This window comes from Prochlorococcus sp. MIT 1318, assembly GCF_047304505.1.
GTDB lineage: Bacteria > Cyanobacteriota > Cyanobacteriia > PCC-6307 > Cyanobiaceae > Prochlorococcus > Prochlorococcus marinus_D.
Map to the genome: position 1 here is coordinate 433,242 of NZ_CP138958.1, position 22,691 is coordinate 455,932.

The 22,691-nt window shown below is 48.5% G+C and carries 23 protein-coding genes; 17 read left to right on the forward strand and 6 right to left on the reverse strand.

Translation table 11 applies throughout. The annotated features are described in order from the left end of the window. Window positions 1–1,048: 1,048 nt before the first annotated feature. A complete protein-coding gene (locus SIB66_RS02360) occupies window positions 1,049–1,210 on the reverse strand; it encodes a rubredoxin (RefSeq protein ID WP_074160871.1) in 162 nt (53 codons plus the stop codon). Window positions 1,211–3,285: 2,075 nt separating this feature from the next. Here SIB66_RS02360 and SIB66_RS02365 point away from each other — a divergent pair. From SIB66_RS02365 to SIB66_RS02380, 4 genes are all read left to right on the forward strand, one after another. Then, window positions 3,286–3,633 carry a hypothetical protein gene (locus tag SIB66_RS02365; protein ID WP_236070399.1) on the forward strand — a complete coding sequence of 116 codons (348 nt, stop codon included), beginning with the start codon at window positions 3,286–3,288 and terminating at the stop codon, window positions 3,631–3,633. A 1,078-nt stretch (window positions 3,634–4,711) separates the two neighbouring features. Then, window positions 4,712–5,374: a hypothetical protein gene (locus tag SIB66_RS02370; protein ID WP_236070400.1), complete on the forward strand. Its 663-nt coding sequence runs from the start codon at window positions 4,712–4,714 to the stop codon at window positions 5,372–5,374. 129 nt (window positions 5,375–5,503) lie between these two features. Then, a complete protein-coding gene (locus SIB66_RS02375; protein ID WP_063407476.1) occupies window positions 5,504–5,818 on the forward strand; it encodes a hypothetical protein in 315 nt (104 codons plus the stop codon). Continuing rightward, window positions 5,818–7,497, forward strand: a complete 1,680-nt coding sequence (locus SIB66_RS02380; protein ID WP_063407477.1) for an ABC1 kinase family protein — start codon at window positions 5,818–5,820, stop codon at window positions 7,495–7,497. Before SIB66_RS02375 ends, SIB66_RS02380 begins: the two co-directional genes overlap by 1 nt. 45 nt (window positions 7,498–7,542) lie before the next feature. On the opposite strand, the gene eno is transcribed toward SIB66_RS02380, so the two are convergent. Continuing rightward, on the reverse strand, window positions 7,543–8,838 hold the full coding sequence (gene eno, locus SIB66_RS02385; RefSeq protein ID WP_063407478.1) for a phosphopyruvate hydratase: 1,296 nt from the start codon (window positions 8,836–8,838) through the stop codon (window positions 7,543–7,545). A 145-nt stretch (window positions 8,839–8,983) separates the two neighbouring features. Between eno and gloA (SIB66_RS02390) the strand changes: the two genes are divergently transcribed. Both gloA (SIB66_RS02390) and SIB66_RS02395 read left to right on the forward strand, forming a co-directional pair. Next, entirely contained in the window at window positions 8,984–9,385 is a 402-nt protein-coding gene (gene gloA / locus SIB66_RS02390; RefSeq protein ID WP_063407479.1) for a lactoylglutathione lyase, read from the forward strand. A 5-nt stretch (window positions 9,386–9,390) separates the two neighbouring features. After that, window positions 9,391–9,588, forward strand: a complete 198-nt coding sequence (locus SIB66_RS02395; RefSeq protein WP_063421885.1) for a hypothetical protein — start codon at window positions 9,391–9,393, stop codon at window positions 9,586–9,588. A gap of 379 nt (window positions 9,589–9,967) precedes the next feature. On the opposite strand, the gene SIB66_RS02400 is transcribed toward SIB66_RS02395, so the two are convergent. After that, window positions 9,968–10,639, reverse strand: coding sequence for an SAM-dependent methyltransferase (locus SIB66_RS02400; protein ID WP_413681450.1), 672 nt, complete (start codon window positions 10,637–10,639; stop codon window positions 9,968–9,970). A gap of 117 nt (window positions 10,640–10,756) precedes the next feature. Here SIB66_RS02400 and SIB66_RS02405 point away from each other — a divergent pair, with 117 nt between their 5' ends. After that, entirely contained in the window at window positions 10,757–11,161 is a 405-nt protein-coding gene (locus SIB66_RS02405) for a Nif11-like leader peptide family RiPP precursor (protein ID WP_063407482.1), read from the forward strand. After that, complete coding sequence (locus SIB66_RS02410; protein ID WP_063421881.1) at window positions 11,158–12,558, forward strand: radical SAM/SPASM domain-containing protein; 1,401 nt, start codon at window positions 11,158–11,160, stop codon at window positions 12,556–12,558. Before SIB66_RS02405 ends, SIB66_RS02410 begins: the two co-directional genes overlap by 4 nt. A 16-nt stretch (window positions 12,559–12,574) precedes the next feature. On the opposite strand, the gene SIB66_RS02415 is transcribed toward SIB66_RS02410, so the two are convergent. After that, window positions 12,575–13,432 carry a DUF6445 family protein gene (locus SIB66_RS02415; RefSeq protein WP_063421879.1) on the reverse strand — a complete coding sequence of 286 codons (858 nt, stop codon included), beginning with the start codon at window positions 13,430–13,432 and terminating at the stop codon, window positions 12,575–12,577. Between the two features lie 313 nt (window positions 13,433–13,745). Continuing rightward, on the reverse strand, window positions 13,746–13,874 hold the full coding sequence (locus tag SIB66_RS02420; protein ID WP_268963834.1) for a hypothetical protein: 129 nt from the start codon (window positions 13,872–13,874) through the stop codon (window positions 13,746–13,748). A 145-nt stretch (window positions 13,875–14,019) separates the two neighbouring features. On the opposite strand from SIB66_RS02420, the gene gloA (SIB66_RS02425) reads away from it, so the two are divergent. The 8 genes from gloA (SIB66_RS02425) to rplL all read left to right on the forward strand — a co-directional run bounded on the left by gloA (SIB66_RS02425) (window position 14,020) and on the right by rplL (window position 20,829). After that, on the forward strand, window positions 14,020–14,421 hold the full coding sequence (gene gloA / locus SIB66_RS02425; RefSeq protein WP_063407479.1) for a lactoylglutathione lyase: 402 nt from the start codon (window positions 14,020–14,022) through the stop codon (window positions 14,419–14,421). A gap of 5 nt (window positions 14,422–14,426) precedes the next feature. After that, a complete protein-coding gene (locus tag SIB66_RS02430; RefSeq protein ID WP_063421877.1) occupies window positions 14,427–17,207 on the forward strand; it encodes an ATP-dependent Clp protease ATP-binding subunit in 2,781 nt (926 codons plus the stop codon). Between the two features lie 73 nt (window positions 17,208–17,280). After that, window positions 17,281–17,553: a preprotein translocase subunit SecE gene (secE, locus tag SIB66_RS02435; RefSeq protein ID WP_011131450.1), complete on the forward strand. Its 273-nt coding sequence runs from the start codon at window positions 17,281–17,283 to the stop codon at window positions 17,551–17,553. Window positions 17,554–17,622: 69 nt separating this feature from the next. Next, on the forward strand, window positions 17,623–18,294 hold the full coding sequence (nusG, locus tag SIB66_RS02440; RefSeq protein WP_063407701.1) for a transcription termination/antitermination protein NusG: 672 nt from the start codon (window positions 17,623–17,625) through the stop codon (window positions 18,292–18,294). Between the two features lie 109 nt (window positions 18,295–18,403). Beyond that, on the forward strand, window positions 18,404–18,829 hold the full coding sequence (rplK, locus tag SIB66_RS02445; protein ID WP_011131452.1) for a 50S ribosomal protein L11: 426 nt from the start codon (window positions 18,404–18,406) through the stop codon (window positions 18,827–18,829). A gap of 86 nt (window positions 18,830–18,915) precedes the next feature. After that, on the forward strand, window positions 18,916–19,623 hold the full coding sequence (gene rplA, locus SIB66_RS02450; RefSeq protein WP_063407702.1) for a 50S ribosomal protein L1: 708 nt from the start codon (window positions 18,916–18,918) through the stop codon (window positions 19,621–19,623). Between the two features lie 236 nt (window positions 19,624–19,859). Then, window positions 19,860–20,387 (forward strand): 50S ribosomal protein L10, encoded by a 528-nt coding sequence (gene rplJ, locus SIB66_RS02455; RefSeq protein WP_011131454.1) that lies wholly within the window; start codon window positions 19,860–19,862, stop codon window positions 20,385–20,387. Between the two features lie 49 nt (window positions 20,388–20,436). Then, window positions 20,437–20,829, forward strand: coding sequence for a 50S ribosomal protein L7/L12 (gene rplL / locus SIB66_RS02460; RefSeq protein WP_063407486.1), 393 nt, complete (start codon window positions 20,437–20,439; stop codon window positions 20,827–20,829). Between the two features lie 281 nt (window positions 20,830–21,110). Here the strand turns inward: rplL and SIB66_RS02465 are convergent, their stop codons facing one another. After that, on the reverse strand, window positions 21,111–21,848 hold the full coding sequence (locus SIB66_RS02465; protein WP_063421875.1) for a DUF3747 domain-containing protein: 738 nt from the start codon (window positions 21,846–21,848) through the stop codon (window positions 21,111–21,113). Window positions 21,849–21,909: 61 nt separating this feature from the next. Here SIB66_RS02465 and rnhA point away from each other — a divergent pair, with 61 nt between their 5' ends. Next, on the forward strand, window positions 21,910–22,683 hold the full coding sequence (gene rnhA / locus SIB66_RS02470; protein WP_063407488.1) for a ribonuclease HI: 774 nt from the start codon (window positions 21,910–21,912) through the stop codon (window positions 22,681–22,683). The last annotated feature ends 8 nt before the right edge of the window (window positions 22,684–22,691 follow it).

Here is a 22,691-nt window from a genome sequence, read left to right on the forward strand (position 1 = left end):
ATTGCCTTTTACATAGGGTGAGTTATCATAGGCTTTGGTTAATAACTGACGATATTCTGGATGCCATTTAAGGTTAGGACGGCTTCGACGTGCGTTAAGAAGCATAATGACTCCAAAAATGAACACTATTGAAGCCTGACAAGAGGCTAACAGTGGAGAATCACTGAACAGATTAAGCATCGGGCTTCATTGACTATCAATATCATTATATTGGCTAGTCAAGAGGAGATTAAAATCAATCAAGTTATTGCTTTATCGACTTGTTGGTTTATCAAGCCATATGATAGGTAGTGTCCGAATTAGAGATTCAAAATCTCCATTTGAAAACCATGAGACCACTAATAAGCAAACTTACCGTGTTCTTGTGCTCCCTCATATTTGCTACACGTGCCTGAAGAAGGTGCGATGCATGCTTTCATCTCAGCTTGTGGCATTCATCTGAGGGTCCTCATCCATACAGTCGATCGAGTAATCACTTCCATTGCTTAATAGTTTAATGTCCTGACATCTCAAGCTGCCTAGCAGAATGAGGCGGTGGCGCATATAATAGATGCTGATTGGAATATATTCTCAATGCCTCAGGCAATACTTAGCTTCACAAATACTAAGACAATGATTCTATTAAATAAAGCAATAATAAGGATGACAATGAATTAAGAAAATATAGGGCTTGGGTCAAATGAAGGTTGTCTGCAACACATCTCCCCACAACGAGTCTTTGATATTTCATATTCCATGATGTAGTCTGGTAAGCCAAGCTAGTCTTAAAGCTTGCGGGCAAAATTAATTCCGTTGATTCTGTTTTTTTGTCTGCTCCCAAGCACTGGCAGAGAACTCTGTTCTAAGTAATATCTTCTACAAGTTGATGTCGACAGGCCAGTAAATCTTAACAACCATCATCTATAATTATAGGCCACTTGGCTATTGAAAATTGCCAGATTTCATACGTTAAGAACTATTTGAGTGTTGTTAGCAGCTTCAAGGCTTTGGTGGTTTCACCACACCCTCTACTTTTGCAGCAAAACATGGTTAATTGGAGATCGCAGAATCAATTACATGGTTTGAATTTTCCTTTTCCTACTTTACATTGTGGACATTTCCAATCTCTGGGCAAATCAGCAAAACTCGTACCCGGTGGGATTCCATTTGTTGGGTCGCCAACTTTTGGGTCATAGACATAGGTGCAAACCTTGCAGGCGTACTTTTTCATTGTTCCATTTGATCTTGTGGTTAAGCTATTATAGTTGCTATGAAGCTATTACTGTGAGGATTGAAAAGTAGATCATGGATTCCATTCCTTGGGACATAGTCGGTGCTGTCATGCTATTGCTAGTTGGTGTGGGATGGTTTTTGTACTACATATTTACGATGGATAGTCAAGAGTAGTTCCTTTTCTCAACCTATTGAGCTCTTAAGGCATTTGGGCGTGAGTATAAACAGTCCACATCCACTGCTATCAAGAAATCATGCCAGCATGTTATTTCATCGGCATCTTGTTCTAGGTATTGGAACGATAGTCTTTTTATATCCTTTGAGGGTGATTCGCTCTGGGCTGCTGAATCTGATAGAGCACAATTTTGCAGAGCTTATTCTTTGCAGAATTAATCCCTCTGGAAGATCTCATACAGAGCATTCCCTCAATGGACAACACGATTTACTGTGAGCATCAAAGCTAAGATATTCTTTAGCGAGTGGTCCCTTTGTTGATTTAGGTGAGCAAAGGGTCCCAACAAGATTAGTATTTGCCTGGCAAGTCATAAAAAGTACTTCTTCATAGTCAGAGAACTTCAGCAGGAGAATACACCCTATCTTTAAGACTATTTGAAACTCGATTGAGTAGGCCCAAGATGTCTAGTGTGTGTTCGTAAAATATTAATCTCTTCTGATGAATGAAAGCCGTGCCGGCCTGCTAAGAATTAGCAATAACAACTGTTTTTTAGGTTATCTTTATTATGCCTAGATCTCTTTCTCTCAGCCCTAGCTCCTGGCAGCATCTGAGAAATATAACAGTCGCCAGAGAGTGCACAACAGGGCAATCGCAATGACCAATTCAATAGGATGACCCATATAGGCTTACCAGCATATAATCAGTATGATAGAGCCAAGTCAAGGCATGAGTCTATAATACTGATTCACGACAGTTAGAGGCTTATTTTCGATCATTTCAATTACAAACTGGTAATCATAACATTACCTTTTAGGTAATGCCACCTTGAATAAGGTTAATACTCATTGAGCTTGCCCACTAAAGCTTCGTCTGTAATCTTTTGCGCGAGACAGTTTCTTGATGCTTCCCGTAGCCTCCCTAACTATTTTCATTTTCCCTTCACATTTACAACCTGCCAATTCCCTCGATATACATGTGCACTATTTAAATTTATGAGTGTTTATACAGATTGCCCCATTCTATTTCTCGGCGATACTTTAAAAATATTAATATCTTCTACCATGAAATTTACTTTTGAATCCCAATCAGAAATTTATTACATGCTAAAAGCATTGAATGAAACCCACACTGCCATAGAAAATGGCCATGTGGGCCTAATCAATGATCAAACTCGTAAAGAGTTTGATTCATTGAGAGATAAATTTCAAGACTTTGTCCTTTCCAATCTCTAGCTGTTAAAGCGCCTAGTGGTCGGCATCATTGATTTGGCATTAAAGATAGAGCTCCCTTACCTAGCTTTTACTGCAAAGGTCATTTCAGCTGCTCACTTGTCGCACTCCCTCAAAGTTTGTCATAAGGTCCATACGCTCCAGGGGAATGCCTTCCTTTTTTTGCAGGTCAAGCTTTTTGCCTTGTTTAGAGAAGTATAACCAAACTAATACTTATATTTCTATAAGAAGTTTTGGCTATTATTTCCATAGCCTCGGATTCAAAGTATGTTGGTGTTGACAATATATTGATTAACCATCGCCCCACTTTGATTAAATTCACAACGGCCTATTTCTTGATAGAAAATATCGTAAGTTCGCAAATTATTTTCTATCAAGAAAACTGTCTCTAATCTTTCTTGCTTGGGGGGAGAAGCCAGCTCGTCTATAAAGGACGCATTGGCTCAATTGACAACTTTCAAATATCACATATAAATAATCCAAAAGTCTATCGACTTGTTTTTCAAGCTAGCTCATAGGTTAGGTGATGATTTAATCGATCATCACAAGAATAGTATTTAAGAATAGAGCTAATTAAATTAAAAGCTTACCTTTTCGTGTTAGAGACTGTTATTATACAATCAATCAAGTGCAAAGCAATTGAGAACATTATCAAGGCTCCCGATTTTAATGACAACACTGCTTTCATTTCTATTCTCTGGCACAAGTAGTGCTCAGGCTCAATCACAACAAGACGTCGGCATTAAAATCAATGGGGACCAAGGAAATACCTACTTTTTCCATCAAGCTAATGTTGCCTGTGAAGATAAAGTTGGTGCTTATCAATTCCCTATATCAACTTGGTGTAAAGCGAATGGTTTTTCAGAAGACCTTACGGGGCAACGAAAACCTTACACTGGTTGGAAACTTTGTGCCATTACATCTCGATATCTTGCGCACCCAGAATATAGTAATATCAATTCAGTGACCTGTACAGCTGCGCGCAAGGCCGGAAGACTTCCTAAGCTGATTGAGTAGTTTTGCAGTTGTTTGTTTTCTACTTATCTAAGAGGCCACCAGATTTCATGTTTCAAGTTCTGCTTTTGGATATCAACTTTTTGCTTAGAATTGAATTGTTAGAAGCTTGTCTATGATCAAAAGTTTTTCCTGCATGAACCCTAGCAAAAACGATAACACCAATCATGATTGGCAACTATGACTAGATGCCCGTTCCTTGCTTTCAGTTTCTCTATTATGCCGCGTAGCAGATTAAAGTAATTCGTTTCGCAATATTCTTATTGTATAAGTGCATGCATCAACGCAAAGGCAATCCTTTAAAGTGGAAATTATATGTTAATAAAGCCAACTTAAATCTCTCCTGAATCCTACTTTCGTCAATACCACCGGGCGCAATATTTTCAGAGTGATTGAGAGGAGAATACATGCTCATCACGAGTTCATTTACTTATCCATTCGTCAATGCGCCTGGATTGGCCATATTGTCAACAGTGTTTGTACGACTAATGGACATTGATCTACATTTCAAGGGAAATGTCTGCTGAGCTTGGTTCAAACACACTGGAGCTCCACGATGCTCCAGTGATTTCTATCTCATAGTCTCTTGCCATTCAGCAACGGATTTTTCAAGTTCATTGACTTGGCAGCCATGAAATATCTCATTTCTTTTTTTTAAACCACGAATTTGCGTGTGTTTGCTGAAGCTAATGGTGATGCAGCAATCCAAACTAGTATGACGTACTTTTACAAGTGTATCAGGATTCTGTTTGCTTACTTTCTATCTCAGGCTATCGACAAGGACATGTTATGAATGGTTGGGATCGCGAGCTAATTTGCCTTTCTGTCTATAAACCTAATATCGCAATTAGTGGGAAACCAGCAGTTGGAAGCTTTTAGCAACACTTAGGTCATCCTGCTCTACGTCTATAAATTCTTCAAAGCTTCTAGCTTCAATCTTTTGTGCTTGCATCTACTTTGACCCATCTAAGTATGGATGATTGATCAGTCTTGATCGAGCTAGCACTGATTGGCCTCAGGGATTGTTTTGCCCTTGTTTGAACTTTAAAGCTGATCAAGACGACTGGATATGCTTGATCACGTGGCCAAACCATCACCAACTGAGCAGAAGAACCGCAAGCGCCCACGCTTTTGGCTTGGACCTTTGTTGGTGGGTGGGTGTTTTGCCCTGGGCTATGGCATGACCCAGAGAATCATGGTTCTGCGTGGGAACATGCAGCAGCCGCAGCAGCAGTCTTTTGGACCGACTCCTTTTCCATTTCCTGGAGAGCGCCTAGAAGGACTGCGTCGTCGGCATGGTGGCAGCAGTGCAGATCTACAGGCGGACGTCGCTGCCAAGGAGGCCAAAGTTGCAGCCAAACGTAAGGCCAAAGAGCAGGCTGAGAAGAAGGCCAAGCAACAAGCAGAGAAGTTGGCTGCTGCGGCTGCTCTTCGTCGAGAACAGGAACTTCAAGCGATTCGCCAAGCCACAGAAGCCGACTCGGCAGACCCCGGTCTGGCTGCTCCAGAACTGCCTACACCAATCAACCCTCAAGGAACAAGACCTGCTCAACCAGTAGCGCCAAAGCCAAAGCCTTCCAGCACACCAGCATCAAACTCTTTTGGCAGGCCAACGCCGCCTCAACCAGTAGCGCCACAGCCCCAGCCTGCAAGCACACCAGCATCAGATTTCCTTCGCAGGGGAGACTCCCCTCAAGAGCCGCACTCGCCAGTATCAGACTTTCTTAGGAGGAACTATCCCTAAAAGCCCTTGAAAGTAATCACCCCATTTCCAAGCGACCCACCTCATACTTTGACAAGGCCTCCCAACGCTCCTTCAGTGCTTTGATTGCGAGTTGGATCTGCCACAGTTTCAGACATCCGTGCTGTGGTCATGAGTTCTCCTGATTCCCTACGCAGAGCGACCTTGAACCGCTTAGCAGCACGATTGGGTCATGGGCTTGCTGACGCTGCTGCTGGCTTGGCCTTGCTAGCGCAGGATGCTCCAGAGCGCTTTAGAAAGGAATGGGATCTTTTTCAGCAAGAGGTGATTGCAGAGGCCGATCGTCTGGAGCAGGAATCTGGCGAGGTCAGTGAGACAAAGGCAGCCTCATCGCCAGTTTCTAATCAAGAACGGGCTCAGGATCAGATCGATCGTCTTAGGGCAAAGGTGGCAGACCTCAATCGCCAAGTTGAGATCAACCAGTAATGGCTTGTCCGTCCCTGCTGGTAGCGATTCGGCGTGGGCTGCGTGCGCTGCGTATTTGGCGTGCAGTTTTGACGTTAATCATCTTTGTTTGGTGGGATGCCCGTCAATGGACTTATCCAGGTGGTTGTACCAGTGAGCGGCGGCAGGCCCGCCAAACGATTCGAGCTCGTTGGCTCACTACAGAATTGCTCCAACTTGGTTCCGCTTTTATCAAGCTTGGCCAGTTGCTCTCGGCACGTCCTGATGTTTTGCCAGTTCAATGGGTATCTGAACTGGCTGATCTTCAGGACAAGGTCCCTGCATTTAGTTTTGAGCAAGCTCAAATTCTGCTGGAGCAGGAATTGGGGGACCGCTGTGCAGAGATCATTGATCTTGATGATCAGCCCCTTGCAGCCGCCTCCCTAGCTCAGGTTCATCGCGCCAGTCTGCGCAGCGGTCGGCAAGTTGTCCTGAAGATTCAACGGCCTCGCCTGGAGCGATTGTTTCGCCTGGATTTGCAAATCATGCAGCAGGTCGCTGCTGTACTGCAACGTCACCCCAAATGGGGACGTGGGCGCGACTGGGTGGGGATTGCTCAGGAATGTCGTCGGGTCTTGTTAAGGGAGCTCGACTTTCGTGTGGAGGCTCAGTACGCAGCTCGGTTTCGTCAACAGTTTCTTGATGATTCTCGTATTCGCGTGCCTGCAGTGGTCTGGGAGCTCAGCACCCGGCGTGTTCTTTGTCTCGATTATTTGCCAGGCATCAAGGTGAATGATCTTGAGGCTTTGTTGAAGGCCGGAATTGATCCCTCGGCCGTAGCCGAGCTTGGAGCCGCCAGTTATCTGCAGCAGCTCGTGCGATTCGGTTTTTTTCATGCCGATCCCCATCCAGGCAACCTTGCCGTGGCCCCTGATGGAGCTCTCATTTACTACGACTTCGGCATGATGGGGCTGCTCTCCGATTCTTTGCGAAGTCGGCTCGGTTCGATGATTCGTGCGGCGGCGGCTAGAGATGCGGCAGCCCTGGTTGAAGAGTTGCAGGCTGCTGGTTTGATTGCTTATGGCATCGACGTTGGGCCTGTGCGGCGGTTGGTGCGAGTGATGTTTCAAGACGCTTTGACGCCCCCCTTCAGCGCCAATGTGATCGAGAAACTTTCCGGAGATCTGTACGAGTTGATTTATGGCCAACCCTTTCGGCTGCCAGTTGAGCTGATTTTTGTGATGCGTGCTCTCTCCACCTTTGAAGGGGTGGGGCGAAGCCTCGACTCAGGCTTTAGTTTGATGGCTATAGCCAAGCCATATTTACTGCCACTGATGACTTCAAGCGGTTCTGGTCCAAACGATTTGCTCAATGAGCTCGGACGTCAGGTCGGTGCTATTGGCAGCCGGGCTGCAGCCTTGCCAAGGCGTCTGGACGAAAGCCTTGAACGACTGGAACAAGGAGATCTGCAATTGCAGATCCGGATGGGTGAATCCGATCGACAGTTGCGGCGCATGATCAGCGTTCAGAAGGCCCTTGGTCAATCGGTGTTATTGGGCTCTCTAGGCATTGCAGCTGCTCTTTTGGGGGCAAGTAGTCGGCCGATTTGGGCTGTCTTGCCGTTGGTCGCGGCTCTCCCGGTGGGCTTCGGTTGGTTCAAATTGCAGATCAAGCTGGGACGTGAGTCGCGCATGGATCATGTGTCGAGTCAGAGTCGCTGAAAGTCTTCCAAAGTGATCCCCGTCAAGCCCCTTTGAGGCCTTTGCTTAGCTTCGCCCCCGTGGCCCTTGTCCTGTGGCACCGGCATAGACCGCTTGGCTACCGAGTTCGTCTTCGATTCGCAGCAGTTGGTTGTATTTCGCTACCCGTTCACTGCGACTTAGGGAGCCCGTTTTGATCTGCCCAGCACGGGTGGCAACGGCAAGATCTGCAATTGTGGTGTCTTCCGTTTCGCCGCTGCGGTGGCTGATCACGCTGGTGTAACCAGAGCGCCCAGCAAGATCAATGGCCTGAAGCGTTTCCGTTAGCGAGCCGATCTGATTCACTTTAATCAGGATGGAATTGGCTACGTTTTGATCAATTCCCTGCTGTAAGCGCTTAGTACTAGTTACAAAAATATCGTCACCTATCAGTTGGATACGCTTCCCCAATTTTTTTGTGAGTAGAGCCCAACCTTGCCAATCATCTTCTGCTAGTCCATCTTCGATCGAAATAATTGGGTAGCGATCAACAAGTTTTTCGAGCTGATTGACCATTTCGGTACTGGTGTAACGACCACCCCCGAAGGCATAGCAGCCGTCTTGATAGAACTCTGTGCTGGCTACATCTAGTGCCAAGGAAATATCCTTACCTGGCGAATAGCCTGCTTTTTCGATTGCTTGAATGAGCAGATCTCCTGCTGCATCATTGTTGGTCAGATTGGGTGCAAAGCCGCCTTCATCTCCAACTGCCGTTGAGAGCCCCTGAGCACTGAGCAGGCCCTTGAGTGTGTGGAATACTTCTGCGCCCATGCGCAGCGATTCTCGGAAGGTGCTTGCTCCATGGGGCACCAGCATGAATTCCTGAAAATCGAGATTATTAGCAGCATGCGCACCACCGTTGATCACATTCATCAGCGGTACGGGCAGCAATGAGGCCATGGGGCCACCCAGGTAGCGGTAGAGGGGCAAACCCAAGCCATTGGCGGCCGCGCGGGCAGTGGCCATGCTCACGGCCAGGATCGCGTTTGCGCCCAGGCTTGATTTGTTGTCGCTGCCATCAAGCTCTTGCATGGTGCCATCAACACTGGCCTGATCTAGGGAAGAGATCCCACAGAGCGCTGGGGCAATCCGATCCTCGATATGGTTCACAGCCTTAGTCACCCCTTTGCCCAGGTAACGGCTGTCGCCATCTCTTAATTCATGCGCCTCATGGGCACCGGTGCTTGCTCCGCTGGGCACGATGGCCCGACCGATAGCACCTGCTTCGAGCAACACTTCTGCTTCAACTGTGGGGTTGCCGCGAGAGTCCAGAACCTCTCTGGCCACGATGGTGTCAATGACGAGGTCGAGGGAATCGATCACCTGTGACGAATTGAAGTTGCGTGGATCCTATGGTTTGCCAGCCCGCGGACTGTGTACCGCCTAGCCCTTTTACTGATGCTGAGGCTGTTGTCAGTCGTAGAACGACGCAGAATGAACTGAGCCTTAAAGGTCAGGGTCGCTCGAGATGCGGATGTTGCACACGATGCTGAGGGTGGGGGATTTGGATCGTTCTCTGCGCTTCTACACCGAGGTTCTAGGCATGCATCTGTTGCGGCGAAAGGACTACCCCTCAGGTCGCTTCACCTTGGCGTTTGTCGGTTATGGCGAGGAGAGTGATACCACTGTGCTGGAACTCACACACAACTGGGACCAAGATCACTACGAGTTGGGAGAGGGCTATGGCCATATCGCCTTGGGCGTGGAGGATATTCAATCCACCTGCTTGGCCATCTCAAAGCGAGGGGGGCGTGTGGTGCGAGAACCCGGGCCTATGCAACATGGAAGCACCGTGATTGCCTTTGTGGAAGATCCCGATGGCTACAAGGTGGAGCTGATTCAACTGGCCTCTCGTGAGGCCGCGAGCTGAACCCTATGCATCCTGAGACCAGTCAAGCGGCTTCCGCCCAGGGAAGTCTGACAAGTGATCCTGATCAATTCAGTGATGACGCTTGGGATTTATTGCTTGTCGGTCAGGATGTCGCCCGCCGTTGGCGACATGGTCAGCTGGATGCTCCGGCGCCGTACAAAAACTGCAACACACGCAGTCAGGGGACTGGCGAATATAACTAACAAAAGAACAACAGCCCTGCATCATTCTCTTATGAAGTAAACGTTTCAAACTGATCGGAATCCAAGCAGAACTATGCTCTATATTGCCAACGATTGAAAGAGTCTATTTCTAAATTAAATAAAAGCACACCTTCCTAATCAATGACACTATTGGATACATTCCTAAAGATGAACTAACCCAGGCTGTCCATGGCAGAGATGGTATCAAGCATGTGGGCAAGACAACTACAAGTTCATACATTAGCTTAGAAAAAAGATTATCACCCGAATCATTATCCTTAGGCCATAAAGAAAGCATCCAAGCCTTGATTGCGATGGCAGCATCTAGCTTCAGGCAAGCTTAGGACCGACAAGTATAAATCATAGGATGTGGGTTATTTTACGGACTATAAGGAGGTAAATAAAGACTAGAAAAAACCATTTCTGGCTTAAAAGCCCTATCCAAGTCTGACAAGTTAACAGATAAATCTCGCGTTTTATAGTTCGGCAGCCCATCAGTCCATATGATAGTAACTTGATGCGACTCTGGATACCATCTCTTCAATCTTGAAGTAAGATTGCTTGCATTGATTTCTTCACCAGTTGGGGAGAAAGTTTGTCCAAACTGGGCAACTATAGTCGCCAACTTCGTGTTAAGCGAAGAAGAGTTGCCAAGGCCAAGTGAAGGGGGGAGAATCTGAATTCCCTGGGAAGGGTCAATTGACAACTGAGAATAGATTAGATCGACAAAACTTATGCCTAAGATTATTCTCAAGGGAATATCGTGTAATGAAGCTAAGTTCCGCAATTTTTCAGTCGTTTGTTCAAAGACAAGGGGATTGCCCGGTAAAGCCAAGACTGCTTTGCCATGTATCTGGGCTTCTTGAACAAGCGTTTTTGCTAATATGGAATAGACTCGATCATAGGCAATCCCACGAATTCTATATATAAAGTCCAGACTCCTTACCTCCTTGTTTTGTTGATACAGCCATTGAACGACAGGATGAACAGGCATACGCACGAAAATCTTTTTTGATTCCTGCAATATCAACATTGCTTCTTGGGTAATCATGCCCAAGGGACCTGGACCAAGGCCAATAAGTATTATCTCCAAAATAAAAGAATGCCAGTTATTGGCAAATTTGTAAAAATCATGTATTATTTTATAGTTTAGAGTGATAGGATTACTATGAGCAAGCAATCAGCTGTTGAATTTCTTCAAAGAATGCTGGATGATGAAGAATTTTGTCATGCATTAGAAGAGGCTCCTGACTCATCTTCCCGCTTCAAGCTTGTCCAAGCTGCAGGCTTTGATTTCACCGAGAAAGAACTTGATGAGACGACTACCGAGATTCTCTCTGACGAGGAACTAACCGACGATGACCTTGCGGCAATAGCAGGAGGAAATAGTAGGTTTGCCATGGGCAGCTCGCGTTCTCCTCAAGGAACTTCCTTACGCCAACTTGGTTCAAGAGAAATTTTATCCAGAATGCCTAGCTGGCTCATATCAGGGATGAGAGCTCCAACGGGAAGAGGGCCCGATCCAACACCCAACAAAGGCGCATACTGCGGATACTATGATTGTCCAGTATGAAGAATCCCAATCCAATTAATTCTCAGGCAAATTTATATTTTTTCAGATATGCGAATAAAGACTATATGATTAATGCCAATGTGCTTTGGGCGTGTGAGCTCACAAGGAGTATTAAGGAGCTTGTCTATCGTTATTTGGAGCAACCTGACTCTTCGTGGACCAACTTAGAGAAGACGGTGATCAACCGCTTGGGGATTGGAGATCATCAACAATTAGTTAAAACCACTGATTGCTCATCAAATCACAAACAAATATCTATAAACAGCATTGCGCTCTTCGTAATACAAGAATGCAATATGAGCTGCACCTATTGCTATGGCGTAGAAGGCCGCTACGGGTCCGGTGGAAAAATGGACGAGAAAACGGCTTACTCCACAGTCGACTGGCTTATTAAACAATCCAATGAAAACAAAGAACTTCAAATCAACTTTTTTGGCGGTGAGCCTTTATTGGCCTTTGACTTGGTTGAGAAAACAATAAATTATGCGGAAACGAAAGGCAAGCAAAATAACAAAAAAATCTCTTTTGGTTTGAATACAAATGGGACTCTACTTAACCAGAAGATAATTGACTTTCTCACACAACATAATACCTCTATAAGTGTCAGCTTTGATGGGGAAAAAGCTATCCAAGACAAAGTCAGGCCACTTAAGAATGGCAAAAGCTCATACGACAAAATCGTTCCAAACTTGAAGCTTCTTCTAAGCTCTGATGCACAAACCCATGTACATACTGTCCTATCGGAAAGGAATGATTTGGAGAGATCTGAAAAAGCCATATCAAATATCGGAATCCAATCTATGACTTACAGCATTGAAACACCTCTAAGAACTGAAAATAATACTGTTGAGCATAAACGCGATGTCTCAGAAATCCTTAAGACTCTATCGAAAGAAAAACAGAAGATCATGAGACTAATTACAGATCGAAACTCTTCTGATCTTTCCAGACAAAATGGCCTTGTCTGGAATTGCGTTAAGCAGTTTCTTGGAGCTCCAAAGAGACAATATCATTGCAATGCCGGTAGAAACTATGCAGCCGTCTCAGTTTCTGGAGATGTCTACTTATGCCATAGATTTGTAGGTGATAAAAAACATAAGGTAGGCAGTATTTCTAATGGCAAACCTATTCTAGATGAATATCAAAAGAGCAACATAGAGATTCATCCTAAATGCAGAAATTGCTTCGCGAAATTAACATGCGGAGGTGGTTGTTATCATGAAAATTTTACTGCGAATGACTCAGATTTTGAACCAAATGAAGAATTTTGCAAAATCCAACGCAAAGCAACAGAATTAGGTGCTGTGGTAACTAGTCAATTAGATCAAAGCGATCTGAAGTTCCTCCAAGCGGTTGATTTCATTCCTCAGCAGCCCTGCCCAATTGATTTATTTTAAATTAAGATAAATTATCTCAACCAAATATCCATTGGCTTAATTTATTCAAGCTTTTCTTATTAGGCCATGAAACAAAAATATTCTGCGTCAGGCGCTGAGCTTTTTTATCGTTTGTGAACCAATCTGCTTCTATAATTGGTGAATGTAGTAGGTAGGCGGGAAATAGGATTAGTCGATTGTATTTCATTTCAACAATGAAGTCCAGCACCCAATCATCATTGGACTTGGTTTGATAGCCTTGATGTTGATTTTTTGTTTTTTTCAATATCTCTAATCTCATATCTTCATATGAGTTCCATCCGCATGTTTCTCGCTGATACTCAAAATCAGAAAATACACCATAAGTACGATATAGCTGTGCAAGTAGTATAGGATCAATGGCATTAAGCTCGGAGCCTATTATCTTGTTGATGCCAGATCGTCTATGGTGGAAAAAGCCGGTTCCTCCCTTGCAATCTTGTGGTTTATTGAGATAAACAATCCCTGCAATAAATCCACTGTCTGCATGAGGTTTACACATGTGCTCTATCAGTTCATATTGATGTCTTTTAAAGATCGAGAACAACCATACCTTATAGCTACATGATGTTAGTATCACATCCGGTATATTAGTATAAGTTTTCTTAACATACTGATTATGAATCCAGTCGCTTATTTCTGCATCGGGCAAGTCAGCACTTGCTTGATCACCTGGATGATATCCAACCCGTTTATGATCTAGCCCTATCGCAAATGCGCTCAGGCGATCGGGATAAAGATAGAAATCATCAACAACCATAATATTATGCAATTTATCTGCCAAAGGTATAAAAGAGATTTGAGCGTCTCTATTCACCTTGGATAACTCATCTGATTTCAAAATTGGTCTGCCCATCCCAAACGCTCCAGTGCAAAAGTGATTTCAGATGAAAGAATAGGCTATGAATCAATCGTCAATTCTCTCTAAAGGCAAGGGAAGTATTCAGACCCTATTATTTACACTGGTTGATCGATTGATAGTTCTACTCTGCCAAGAGTATGCGGACTATTTAATAGACGAAAAACCTTACTTTTGCCTTCATGAGTTCTAGCTTAACTAATCCAAACATTGGATTTTCAGGCTCATTACGTAGTCACGAGCGCTGATTTCTGTCACCTAACATCGACATATAAACTCGATCAGACAAACCGTTCGAAAGACGGAAGATTTACTTCCAGGTGTTTTTGTTAGCACCTGCTTCGAGCAACACTTCTGCTTCAACTGTGGGGTTGCCGCGAGAGTCCAGAACCTCTCTGGCCACGATGGTGTCAATGACGAGGTCGAGGGAATCGATCACCTGTGACGAATTGAAGTTGCGTGGATCCTATGGTTTGCCAGCCCGCGGACTGTGTACCGCCTAGCCCTTTTACTGATGCTGAGGCTGTTGTCAGTCGTAGAACGACGCAGAATGAACTGAGCCTTAAAGGTCAGGGTCGCTCGAGATGCGGATGTTGCACACGATGCTGAGGGTGGGGGATTTGGATCGTTCTCTGCGCTTCTACACCGAGGTTCTAGGCATGCATCTGTTGCGGCGAAAGGACTACCCCTCAGGTCGCTTCACCTTGGCGTTTGTCGGTTATGGCGAGGAGAGTGATACCACTGTGCTGGAACTCACACACAACTGGGACCAAGATCACTACGAGTTGGGAGAGGGCTATGGCCATATCGCCTTGGGCGTGGAGGATATTCAATCCACCTGCTTGGCCATCTCAAAGCGAGGGGGGCGTGTGGTGCGAGAACCCGGGCCTATGCAACATGGAAGCACCGTGATTGCCTTTGTGGAAGATCCCGATGGCTACAAGGTGGAGCTGATTCAACTGGCCTCTCGTGAGGCCGCGAGCTGAACCCTATGCATCCTGAGACCAGTCAAGCGGCTTCCGCCCAGGGAAGTCTCACAAGTGATCCTGATCAATTCAGTGATGACGCTTGGGATTTATTGCTTGTCGGTCAGGATGTCGCCCGCCGTTGGCGACATGGTCAGCTGGATGTGGAGCACTTGATCCAGGTGCTTTTCAGTGATCGGCGTTACAGCGATTGGGTGTTGGCTCTGCCCATTGATTCAACTGCGCTGCTGGATCGCTTGGAAGGTTTTTTGGCCGAGCAGCCTATGGCTCGAGGTAATGAGTTGTTCATCGGCGATGACCTTGAAGACCTCCTTGAAGAAGCAGACCGTTCCAGAGTTCGCTGGGGATCTCGGCTGATTGACGTGTCTCATTTGCTGATTGCGTTGGGGCGCGATCCGCGCATTGGAGCCGAGCTATTTGAAGAGCTAGGAATGCCCAGTGAACGCTTGGAAGCGGAGTTGAGACGCTTGCCCAAAGGCATGCGCCAGTTGCGCACATCAACGCCGACTTCTCCTCCTGCGCCCGATTCTGCGCCACCTGCATCGGTGGCCCCACAAGCGAGAACTGTCTCCTCTCCTACCCCGCCGATTATCCAAGAACCTGCCGTCGCTACTGGGGAGCCAACTCCATTACAACTCCAGCAAGAACCTCAGGCTCTTGAGGCCTATGGTCGTGACCTTACCGCTGCAGCTCAGGCAGGTCAGCTAGATCCTGTGATCGGTAGAGATCCAGAGATTCGCCGTTTGATCAAGGTTTTATCACGTCGCGGCAAGAACAATCCGGTGTTGATTGGAGCTCCTGGCGTTGGTAAAACGGCCATCGCCGAGCTGTTGGCTCAACGCATTGTGGCTGGGGAGGTTCCTGATTCCCTGAAAGGTTTGCGCTTGGTCTCCCTTGATCTTGGTGCACTGATCGCTGGTGCCAAGTTTCGTGGTCAATTTGAGGAACGGCTTCGGTCTGTGTTGAAAGAGGTAAGCGATCCAGATGCAGGTGTGGTGTTGTTCATCGATGAACTGCACACGGTGGTGAGCAGCGATCGTTCCAGTGCGGATGCTGGAAGTTTGCTAAAGCCGGCTTTAGCAAGGGGAGACCTCCGCTGCATTGGGGCCACGACCCCTGAGAACTATCGCCGCACAGTGGAGAAGGATCAGGCACTCAATCGGCGTTTTCAGCAGGTTTTAATCAAGGAGCCGAGTCTTGAATTGAGCGTTGAAATCTTGCGAGGCCTGAAAGAGCGCTATGAACTTCACCACGGCGTCACGATCACCGATGGTGCGGTGACTGCTGCAAATCGCTTGGCTGATCGCTACATCAGTGACCGCTGCTTACCTGATAAGGCCATCGATCTTATCGATGAGGCTGCAGCCCAGCTCAAGATGGATGTCACCTCGAAGCCTCAGGTGGTTGAAGAGGCGGAGGCGGAGCTGCGACGTGTCGAGCTTGCTTTACTGGCGGCTGAGCAGGCACCGGAGGTTGAACGGGTGCAATTACAGGCTGCTCGGATTGCTGCGGCATCTCAGCTCACAGATTTACAAGAGCGCTGGCAGATCGAACGGGATCATCTGGCCGAGCTGCGGGATTTGTTGCAACAAGACGAGGATCTCCGCAATGCCATTGCTGAAGCAGAGCGACTCGGTGATCTAGAGGCGGCTGCACGTCTTCAATACGACCAATTGCATAGGGTTCAGCAACGGCGGGCCGACCTTGAAGAAACGTTAGCTTTGGCCCAGGCATCTGGTTCGGCACTCCTACGGGAACAAGTGGAGGCTGAAGACATTGCCGATGTCGTTGCACGCTGGACTGGGATTCCTGTTCAGCGGTTGCTGGCGGCTGAACGGCAAAAGTTGCTAGATCTTGAAGCCCATTTAAGCGAGCGGGTGATTGGTCAGCCCGAAGCGGTTCAGGCGGTGGCGGCAGCAATTCGTCGGGCTCGAGCGGGCATGAAGGATCCGCGCCGTCCTGTTGGTTCGTTTTTGTTTCTTGGACCCACTGGCGTGGGCAAGACAGAACTGGCAAAAGCGCTTGCGGCCTCCTTGTTCGATGAGGAAGAGGCGCTGGTGCGACTCGATATGAGTGAATTCATGGAACGCAATGCCGTGGCGCGTCTTTTGGGGGCTCCTCCCGGCTATGTCGGCTATGAGGAGGGTGGACAGCTCACCGAAGCGGTGTGTCGCCGTCCTTATGCGGTGTTGCTTCTGGATGAAATTGAGAAGGCTCATCCTGATGTGTTCAATGTGCTCCTACAGGTTCTGGACGATGGCCGTCTCACTGACTCGCAGGGCCGCACCGTGGACTTCCGTCACACCGTGGTTGTGATGACTAGCAACTTGGCTAGTCGCGCCATCCTTGATGCGTCTCGCTTGGCGCAGCAGGAGGGGACAGATGGGGATTGTCTTGATCAGAGCCTGGCTCAAAAGGTGGATCAGGCCCTCAATAAGCAATTTCGGCCTGAATTTTTGAATCGCATCGATGAAGTGATACGTTTTCGCCCGCTCAAGGCTGATGACCTTCAGCGAATTGTGCAGCTGCAATTGGCCGATCTCTCCAGCCTGCTTGCTGAGCAAGGTCTTGAATTGCGTGTGGCGGCAGGCGCGGTTGAGGCTTTGGCTTTGCAAGGTTATGAGCCGGAATATGGCGCTCGCCCTTTAAGGCGTGTACTGCGTCGTCGGGTTGAGAACCCGTTGGCCACGGAATTGCTGGGAGAGCGTTTCAGCGGTGCCCGCGCCGTGCGCGTGATACCCGGTGCTCAGGCCTCCGAACCATTTCAGTTCCTTCCTGAGGATTGAAACAGGTATCCGGTAAAGTGTTCGTTTGCCGGCGTGTGCTTCAGCACCGGCGATAGCCACCGGCCTAAGCTCCGTGACCAGCCCTATTTCCGAGGACACCACAGACTCCAGCGAATCTCCTGCCGAGGACACCACAGACTCCAGCGATTCTCCTGAGGCAGAACCGACCCGTCAGAGTGGGTTTCTTGCAGCAACATATGAGGAGTTGAGCCTGGTGGTATGGCCCAGTCGCCAGCAGCTGTTCAGCGAATCCATCGCCGTGATCCTGATGGTCAGTCTCTCGGCTGCATTCATCGCTGCCGTGAGTCGCTTTTATAGCTGGGCGTCGTCCCAGATTTTCGTTTGATTGTGTAGGGCGGTTTTGCTGTCTTGCCTCAACCGTCTTTCCCAAACCATTAGCTTCTTATCAGCGCAAGTGTCAGAACTCGAGCTCACACCACAAGAACCATCTGAGGTTCTGGAACTGCCGGCTCCTAATGATGGAGAGGCGGGTACCAAGGCCCCAACTCCTGCAGCCAGAACAACCGTAGCCCGCTGGTATGCCATTCAGGTGGCCTCGAGCTGTGAGAAGAAGGTGAAGGCAACTCTTGAGCAGCGGGCCGTCACCCTTGGTGTGAGCAACAGGATTCTGGAGATCGAAATTCCCCAGACCCCAGCGGTGAAATTGAAAAAGGATGGCAGTCGTCAGTCCACTGAGGAGAAAGTCTTTCCGGGGTACGTGTTGGTACGAATGGTTCTTGATGAAGACACAATGATGGCGGTGCGCAGCACCCCCAACGTGATCAACTTCGTGGGGGCTGAGGACCGCCGCGCCACAGGGAAAGCTCGTGGTCACATCAAACCCCGACCGCTCAGTCGTCAGGAGGTAGATCGCATCTTCAAGCGTGCTGCTGAGAAAAAAACACTCGTCAAGGTCGATCTCGCGGAGGGCGATCAGATCCTTGTGACCTCGGGTCCTTTCAAGGACTTCCAGGGGGAGGTGATCGAAGTCTCTGGAGAGCGCAGCAAGCTGAAAGCTCTTCTTTCAATCTTTGGCAGAGAAACCCCTGTGGAACTCGAGTTTTCTCAAATCAATAAACAGAATTGAGCTAACGGCGGCCGTCTCCCTGCGGAGGGCGGCCAAAGAGGTGGGCCACCATCTTGCCGCACTTGTCCCAAGGGCCAGGTCATCCGCAATCGTTCAATCCCGCTCGTCCATGGCCAAGAAAGTTGTATCTGTGATCAAGCTGGCCCTTCAGGCTGGCAAAGCTAATCCTGCTCCGCCTGTGGGTCCTGCCCTTGGCCAGCATGGAGTCAACATCATGGCGTTTTGCAAGGAGTACAACGCTCGCACGCAGGACAAGGCCGGATTAGTGATTCCGGTAGAGATCTCGGTTTTTGAAGACCGTAGTTTCACATTCATTACCAAGACTCCCCCAGCATCAGTGCTGATCACGAAGGCTGCCGGGATCGAAAAAGGTTCTGGTGAGTCCGCCCATGGCAAGGTCGGCTCTTTAAGCCGTTCTCAGCTTGAAGAGATCGCCAAGACCAAGCTGCCTGATCTCAATTGCACCAGTATTGAGTCGGCCATGCGCATCATTGAAGGTACTGCTCGCAACATGGGCGTTTCCATCAGCGACTGACACTGATGTAGCGTCCATCTTCAAGATTCATCTATTCACCATTTTTCGGGGGAGACACGTTGTGTCGCCTGCACCCCACATCTGCCATGCCAAAACTGTCTAAACGTATTACTGGTCTTCTCGCCAAAGTTGAAGACCGTGTTTATCAGCCCATTGAGGCCATTCAGCTCGTCAAAGAGAACGCCACAGCAAAGTTCGACGAAACCATCGAAGCCCATGTGCGCCTTGGGATTGATCCCAAATACACCGATCAACAGTTGCGAACCACTGTTGCTCTGCCTCAAGGTACGGGTCAGAGCGTGCGCATCGCCGTGATCACCAGGGGTGAGAAATTAGCTGAGGCAAAGACAGCTGGGGCTGAGTTGGCTGGGGATGATGATTTGGTGGAAAGCATCGGCAAAGGCCAGATGGATTTCGATCTTTTGATCGCTACCCCTGACATGATGCCCAAGGTGGCCAAGCTGGGCAGAGTGCTAGGTCCTCGTGGCCTGATGCCAAACCCTAAGGCTGGAACAGTAACCACGGATTTAGCGGCTGCGATCAAGGAGTTCAAGGCCGGCAAGCTTGAATTCAGGGCTGATCGTGCTGGCATCGTGCATGTGCGTTTCGGCAAGGCAAGTTTTTCCGCAGACGCCCTGCTCGAGAATCTGAAGACCTTGCAAGAGACTATCGATCGCAATAAGCCAAGTGGTGCCAAGGGTCGCTATTGGAAGAGTCTGTACATCACCTCCACCATGGGTCCTTCAGTGGAAGTGGACGTAAATGCTCTTCAGGACATCGAAGAGGACGCTTGACCTTGTTGCTGTAGGGTTGCCCCTTGGCGAAAGCCAACGGGCTCGCGCCCGGCCCAAGACAACAGGTTGCCATCTTGCATTGATGCTTCATGCATCATTTGAGATTGTTTAAGTCCTGTCGAGGTAGATGCGAAGGTTTATCCCTGTTGGGATTGGATCGACACGCGGCCTCTGCTCTTTTTTGAGCACTTGGCGAGTGCGTGTCCAGCTTGTTCACCCGATCCGATCCAATTCCTATGGGCCGCACTCTGGAGAGCAAGCAACAGATTGTCGAAGAGCTCAAGGGGCTTCTCGGCGAGGCCGAAATGGCACTAGTCCTGGATTATCAGGGCCTCTCCATTAAGGAAATGTCTGATCTGCGCACGCGTTTGCAGGCCAGCAACGGGGTGTGCAAGGTGACCAAAAACACCTTGATGCGCCACGCCATTAATGGGAATGGTGCCTGGTCGAATCTCGAATCCTTACTGACTGGTACCAACGCCTTCGTTCTGATCAAGGGCGATGTTGGTGGTGCTGTTAAGGCCGTACAGGCTTTTCAGAAGGACACTAAAAAATCCGAGACGAAGGGTGGTCTTTTCGAAGGCAAGCTCCTCTCACAGGGTGAGATCAAGGCTATTGGTGATCTTCCGACCAAGGAGGTTCTGATGGCGCAGATCGCAGGTTCCCTCAATGCCTTGGCTACCAAGGTTGCTGTGGGTATCAACGAGGTTCCTTCCGGCCTTGCCCGAGCGCTTCATCAGCACGCCGAGAGTGGCGAGAGCTGAACGTCTTCGATTCGACTGTTTCTCCCTGATCTGTTGCTTAATCCAAACCATGTCTAAAAAAACCGACGACATTCTTGACTCGCTAAAAACCCTTTCTTTGCTTGAGGCGTCTGAGCTGGTTAAGCAGATTGAGGATGCTTTTGGCGTCTCTGCCGCTGCTTCTGCAGGCGTTGTGATGGCTGCTGGTGCTGCTGGTGGTGGTGCTGCTGCTGAAGCTGCCGAAGAGCAAACCGAATTTGATGTTGTGCTTGAGAGTTTCGACGCTTCAGCCAAGATCAAGGTCCTTAAGGCCGTTCGTGAAGCCACCGGCCTCGGCCTGGGCGACGCTAAAGCCATGGTCGAAGCCGCTCCTAAGACCATCAAGGAAGGCATTGCTAAGAATGATGCTGAGGCTCTCAAAAAGGCCATCGAAGAGGTTGGCGGTAAGGTCAGCCTCAAGTGATTGCCAGCGAATAGCGGCCTTCAGCTTGGTTGCTATGCATCCGTTTTTTTAACTCATACATAACCGGTCCTTCGGGGCCGGTTTTTTTGCGTGGAAAATATGCAAAAAAAATCCCCGCCAAAGGCAGGGATTTTTAGGTGAGACAGATTCAGGAGTCTTTCCTTGTTTCGACCCTGAACTGTTGATTAGCACCCCTCACAATGTTAATGATATGAGGCAATCTTTAAAGTTACTAGTATTAAGGGGCGCTACTTCAACTGTCCTCTCTGTAGTGGTCTGCGTCAGGGACGATAAGGAATCACAACGAGTCGAATGGGGCCCTTACCATGTATAACCCTGTTGCTTGCTATTGAAATTGGGGGAGGAAGTGGTGCCTTGGGAGCTCCTAGTTGCTTGAAGGCGGAAGTTCCGTGATGAGCTGATGCTTTGGCAATTAAGAGGTTCACAGGATCTGGATGAGCAAAGTAAACGTGGCTGAGTTTGCGTCCTTGGTATATGCGACGCTCCAGCTTCCAACCGGGTTCCAAGTTTAATTTCACAAACGCATCACGATTGCGTTGAGGAAGTATTGCGCTGGCAACGGTAATTGGAACCGACCGCGCAGGATCGAGGGCTTTTAGTTCCAGACGGTCTCGGCTTTGTTTGATTCGCAGCCGAAAGCTGTGAGCCACGTCTTCGCCGCTACTGCGTAAGGAATAGCCGTTGCTGTCTAAGTAACGATTGCAGATTCCTGCAAAGTTGAAGTTATTCAGGGTTGGGTTAACCAATCCGTCTGGACGGGTTTTCCAGCACAGTGGCAGAGGCTTGATTTGTTCGAGTACGAGCAGTTTCCAGCGATGTCCTCCCACTGCCTGAGCCAGTACGACCAAGCGTTCTTGGTTGAGAGGCTGACTGTTGAAAATCGTTTTGGAGATTGCTGGCAAGGTCGTCAGCAAAGTGAATAAGCCAAGACCTAAAACCAACAGCCTGTTGCCTGGCTTTCTCAATGCCATGAGGAGCTCGAGGTAGGTTCGCGACATAGCGTCTAATTACTAGGAACCCAGCGAACCGTGTTGTACCAAACAACAACAGACTTCTCAAATGGCTGATGGTCGTGGACGGGTTGTGGCTGCTGCCACTGATGGGGCTTGTAGTGGAAACCCTGGCCCTGGGGGCTGGGGGGCACTGCTGCGCTTTGAGGATGGGAGCGTGGAAGAGTTCGGAGGCTATGCGCCGGCCACGACCAACAACCGCATGGAACTTCAGGCGGCCCTTCATGTTCTGGAGCAGCTCAAAGAGCTTTCTTGTCACCCCGATTTAAAGATCCGTACCGACAGCAAATATTTAATTGATGGTTTGAGCAAATGGATGGCGGGATGGAAACGTAAGGGTTGGCGTACGGCGGCTGGCAAGCCTGTGCTGAATCAAGATCTCTGGCGAGCTCTAGACCGTGCTCGCTTGGATCATGTGCCCCTGGCTTATGTAAAAGGTCACAGCGGTGACCCAGACAATGAAAGGGTTGACCAAATCGCAGTGAGCTTTTCCAAAGGAGGTGGTGCTCCAGCGTTGGTGTCTGGACAGGGGTCAGCCTCTATTGCACTCGGTCTTGTTGAGCCGATCAAAGAAGCTGGAGATGGCGAAGATGATGCCCCTTCTGATTTGCAGCGGCTGCTCACAAGACTGGAGCTGGCGGATCGTTTCGCTGTGCGGGGGTATGGCCTCAGCCTGGTTGAGTTGGCCCAATTGGTGGAGCAACCAATCGAGCAGCTTGCGAGTAAGACTGCCCCCTGGCGTTGGCGCGATTGGCTATTGGAGCCTGTGGGGGAAAACCGCTGGCGATTGCGCCGCTGCGCGGCAGGATCGGATCAGATCTGAGGAGGCCC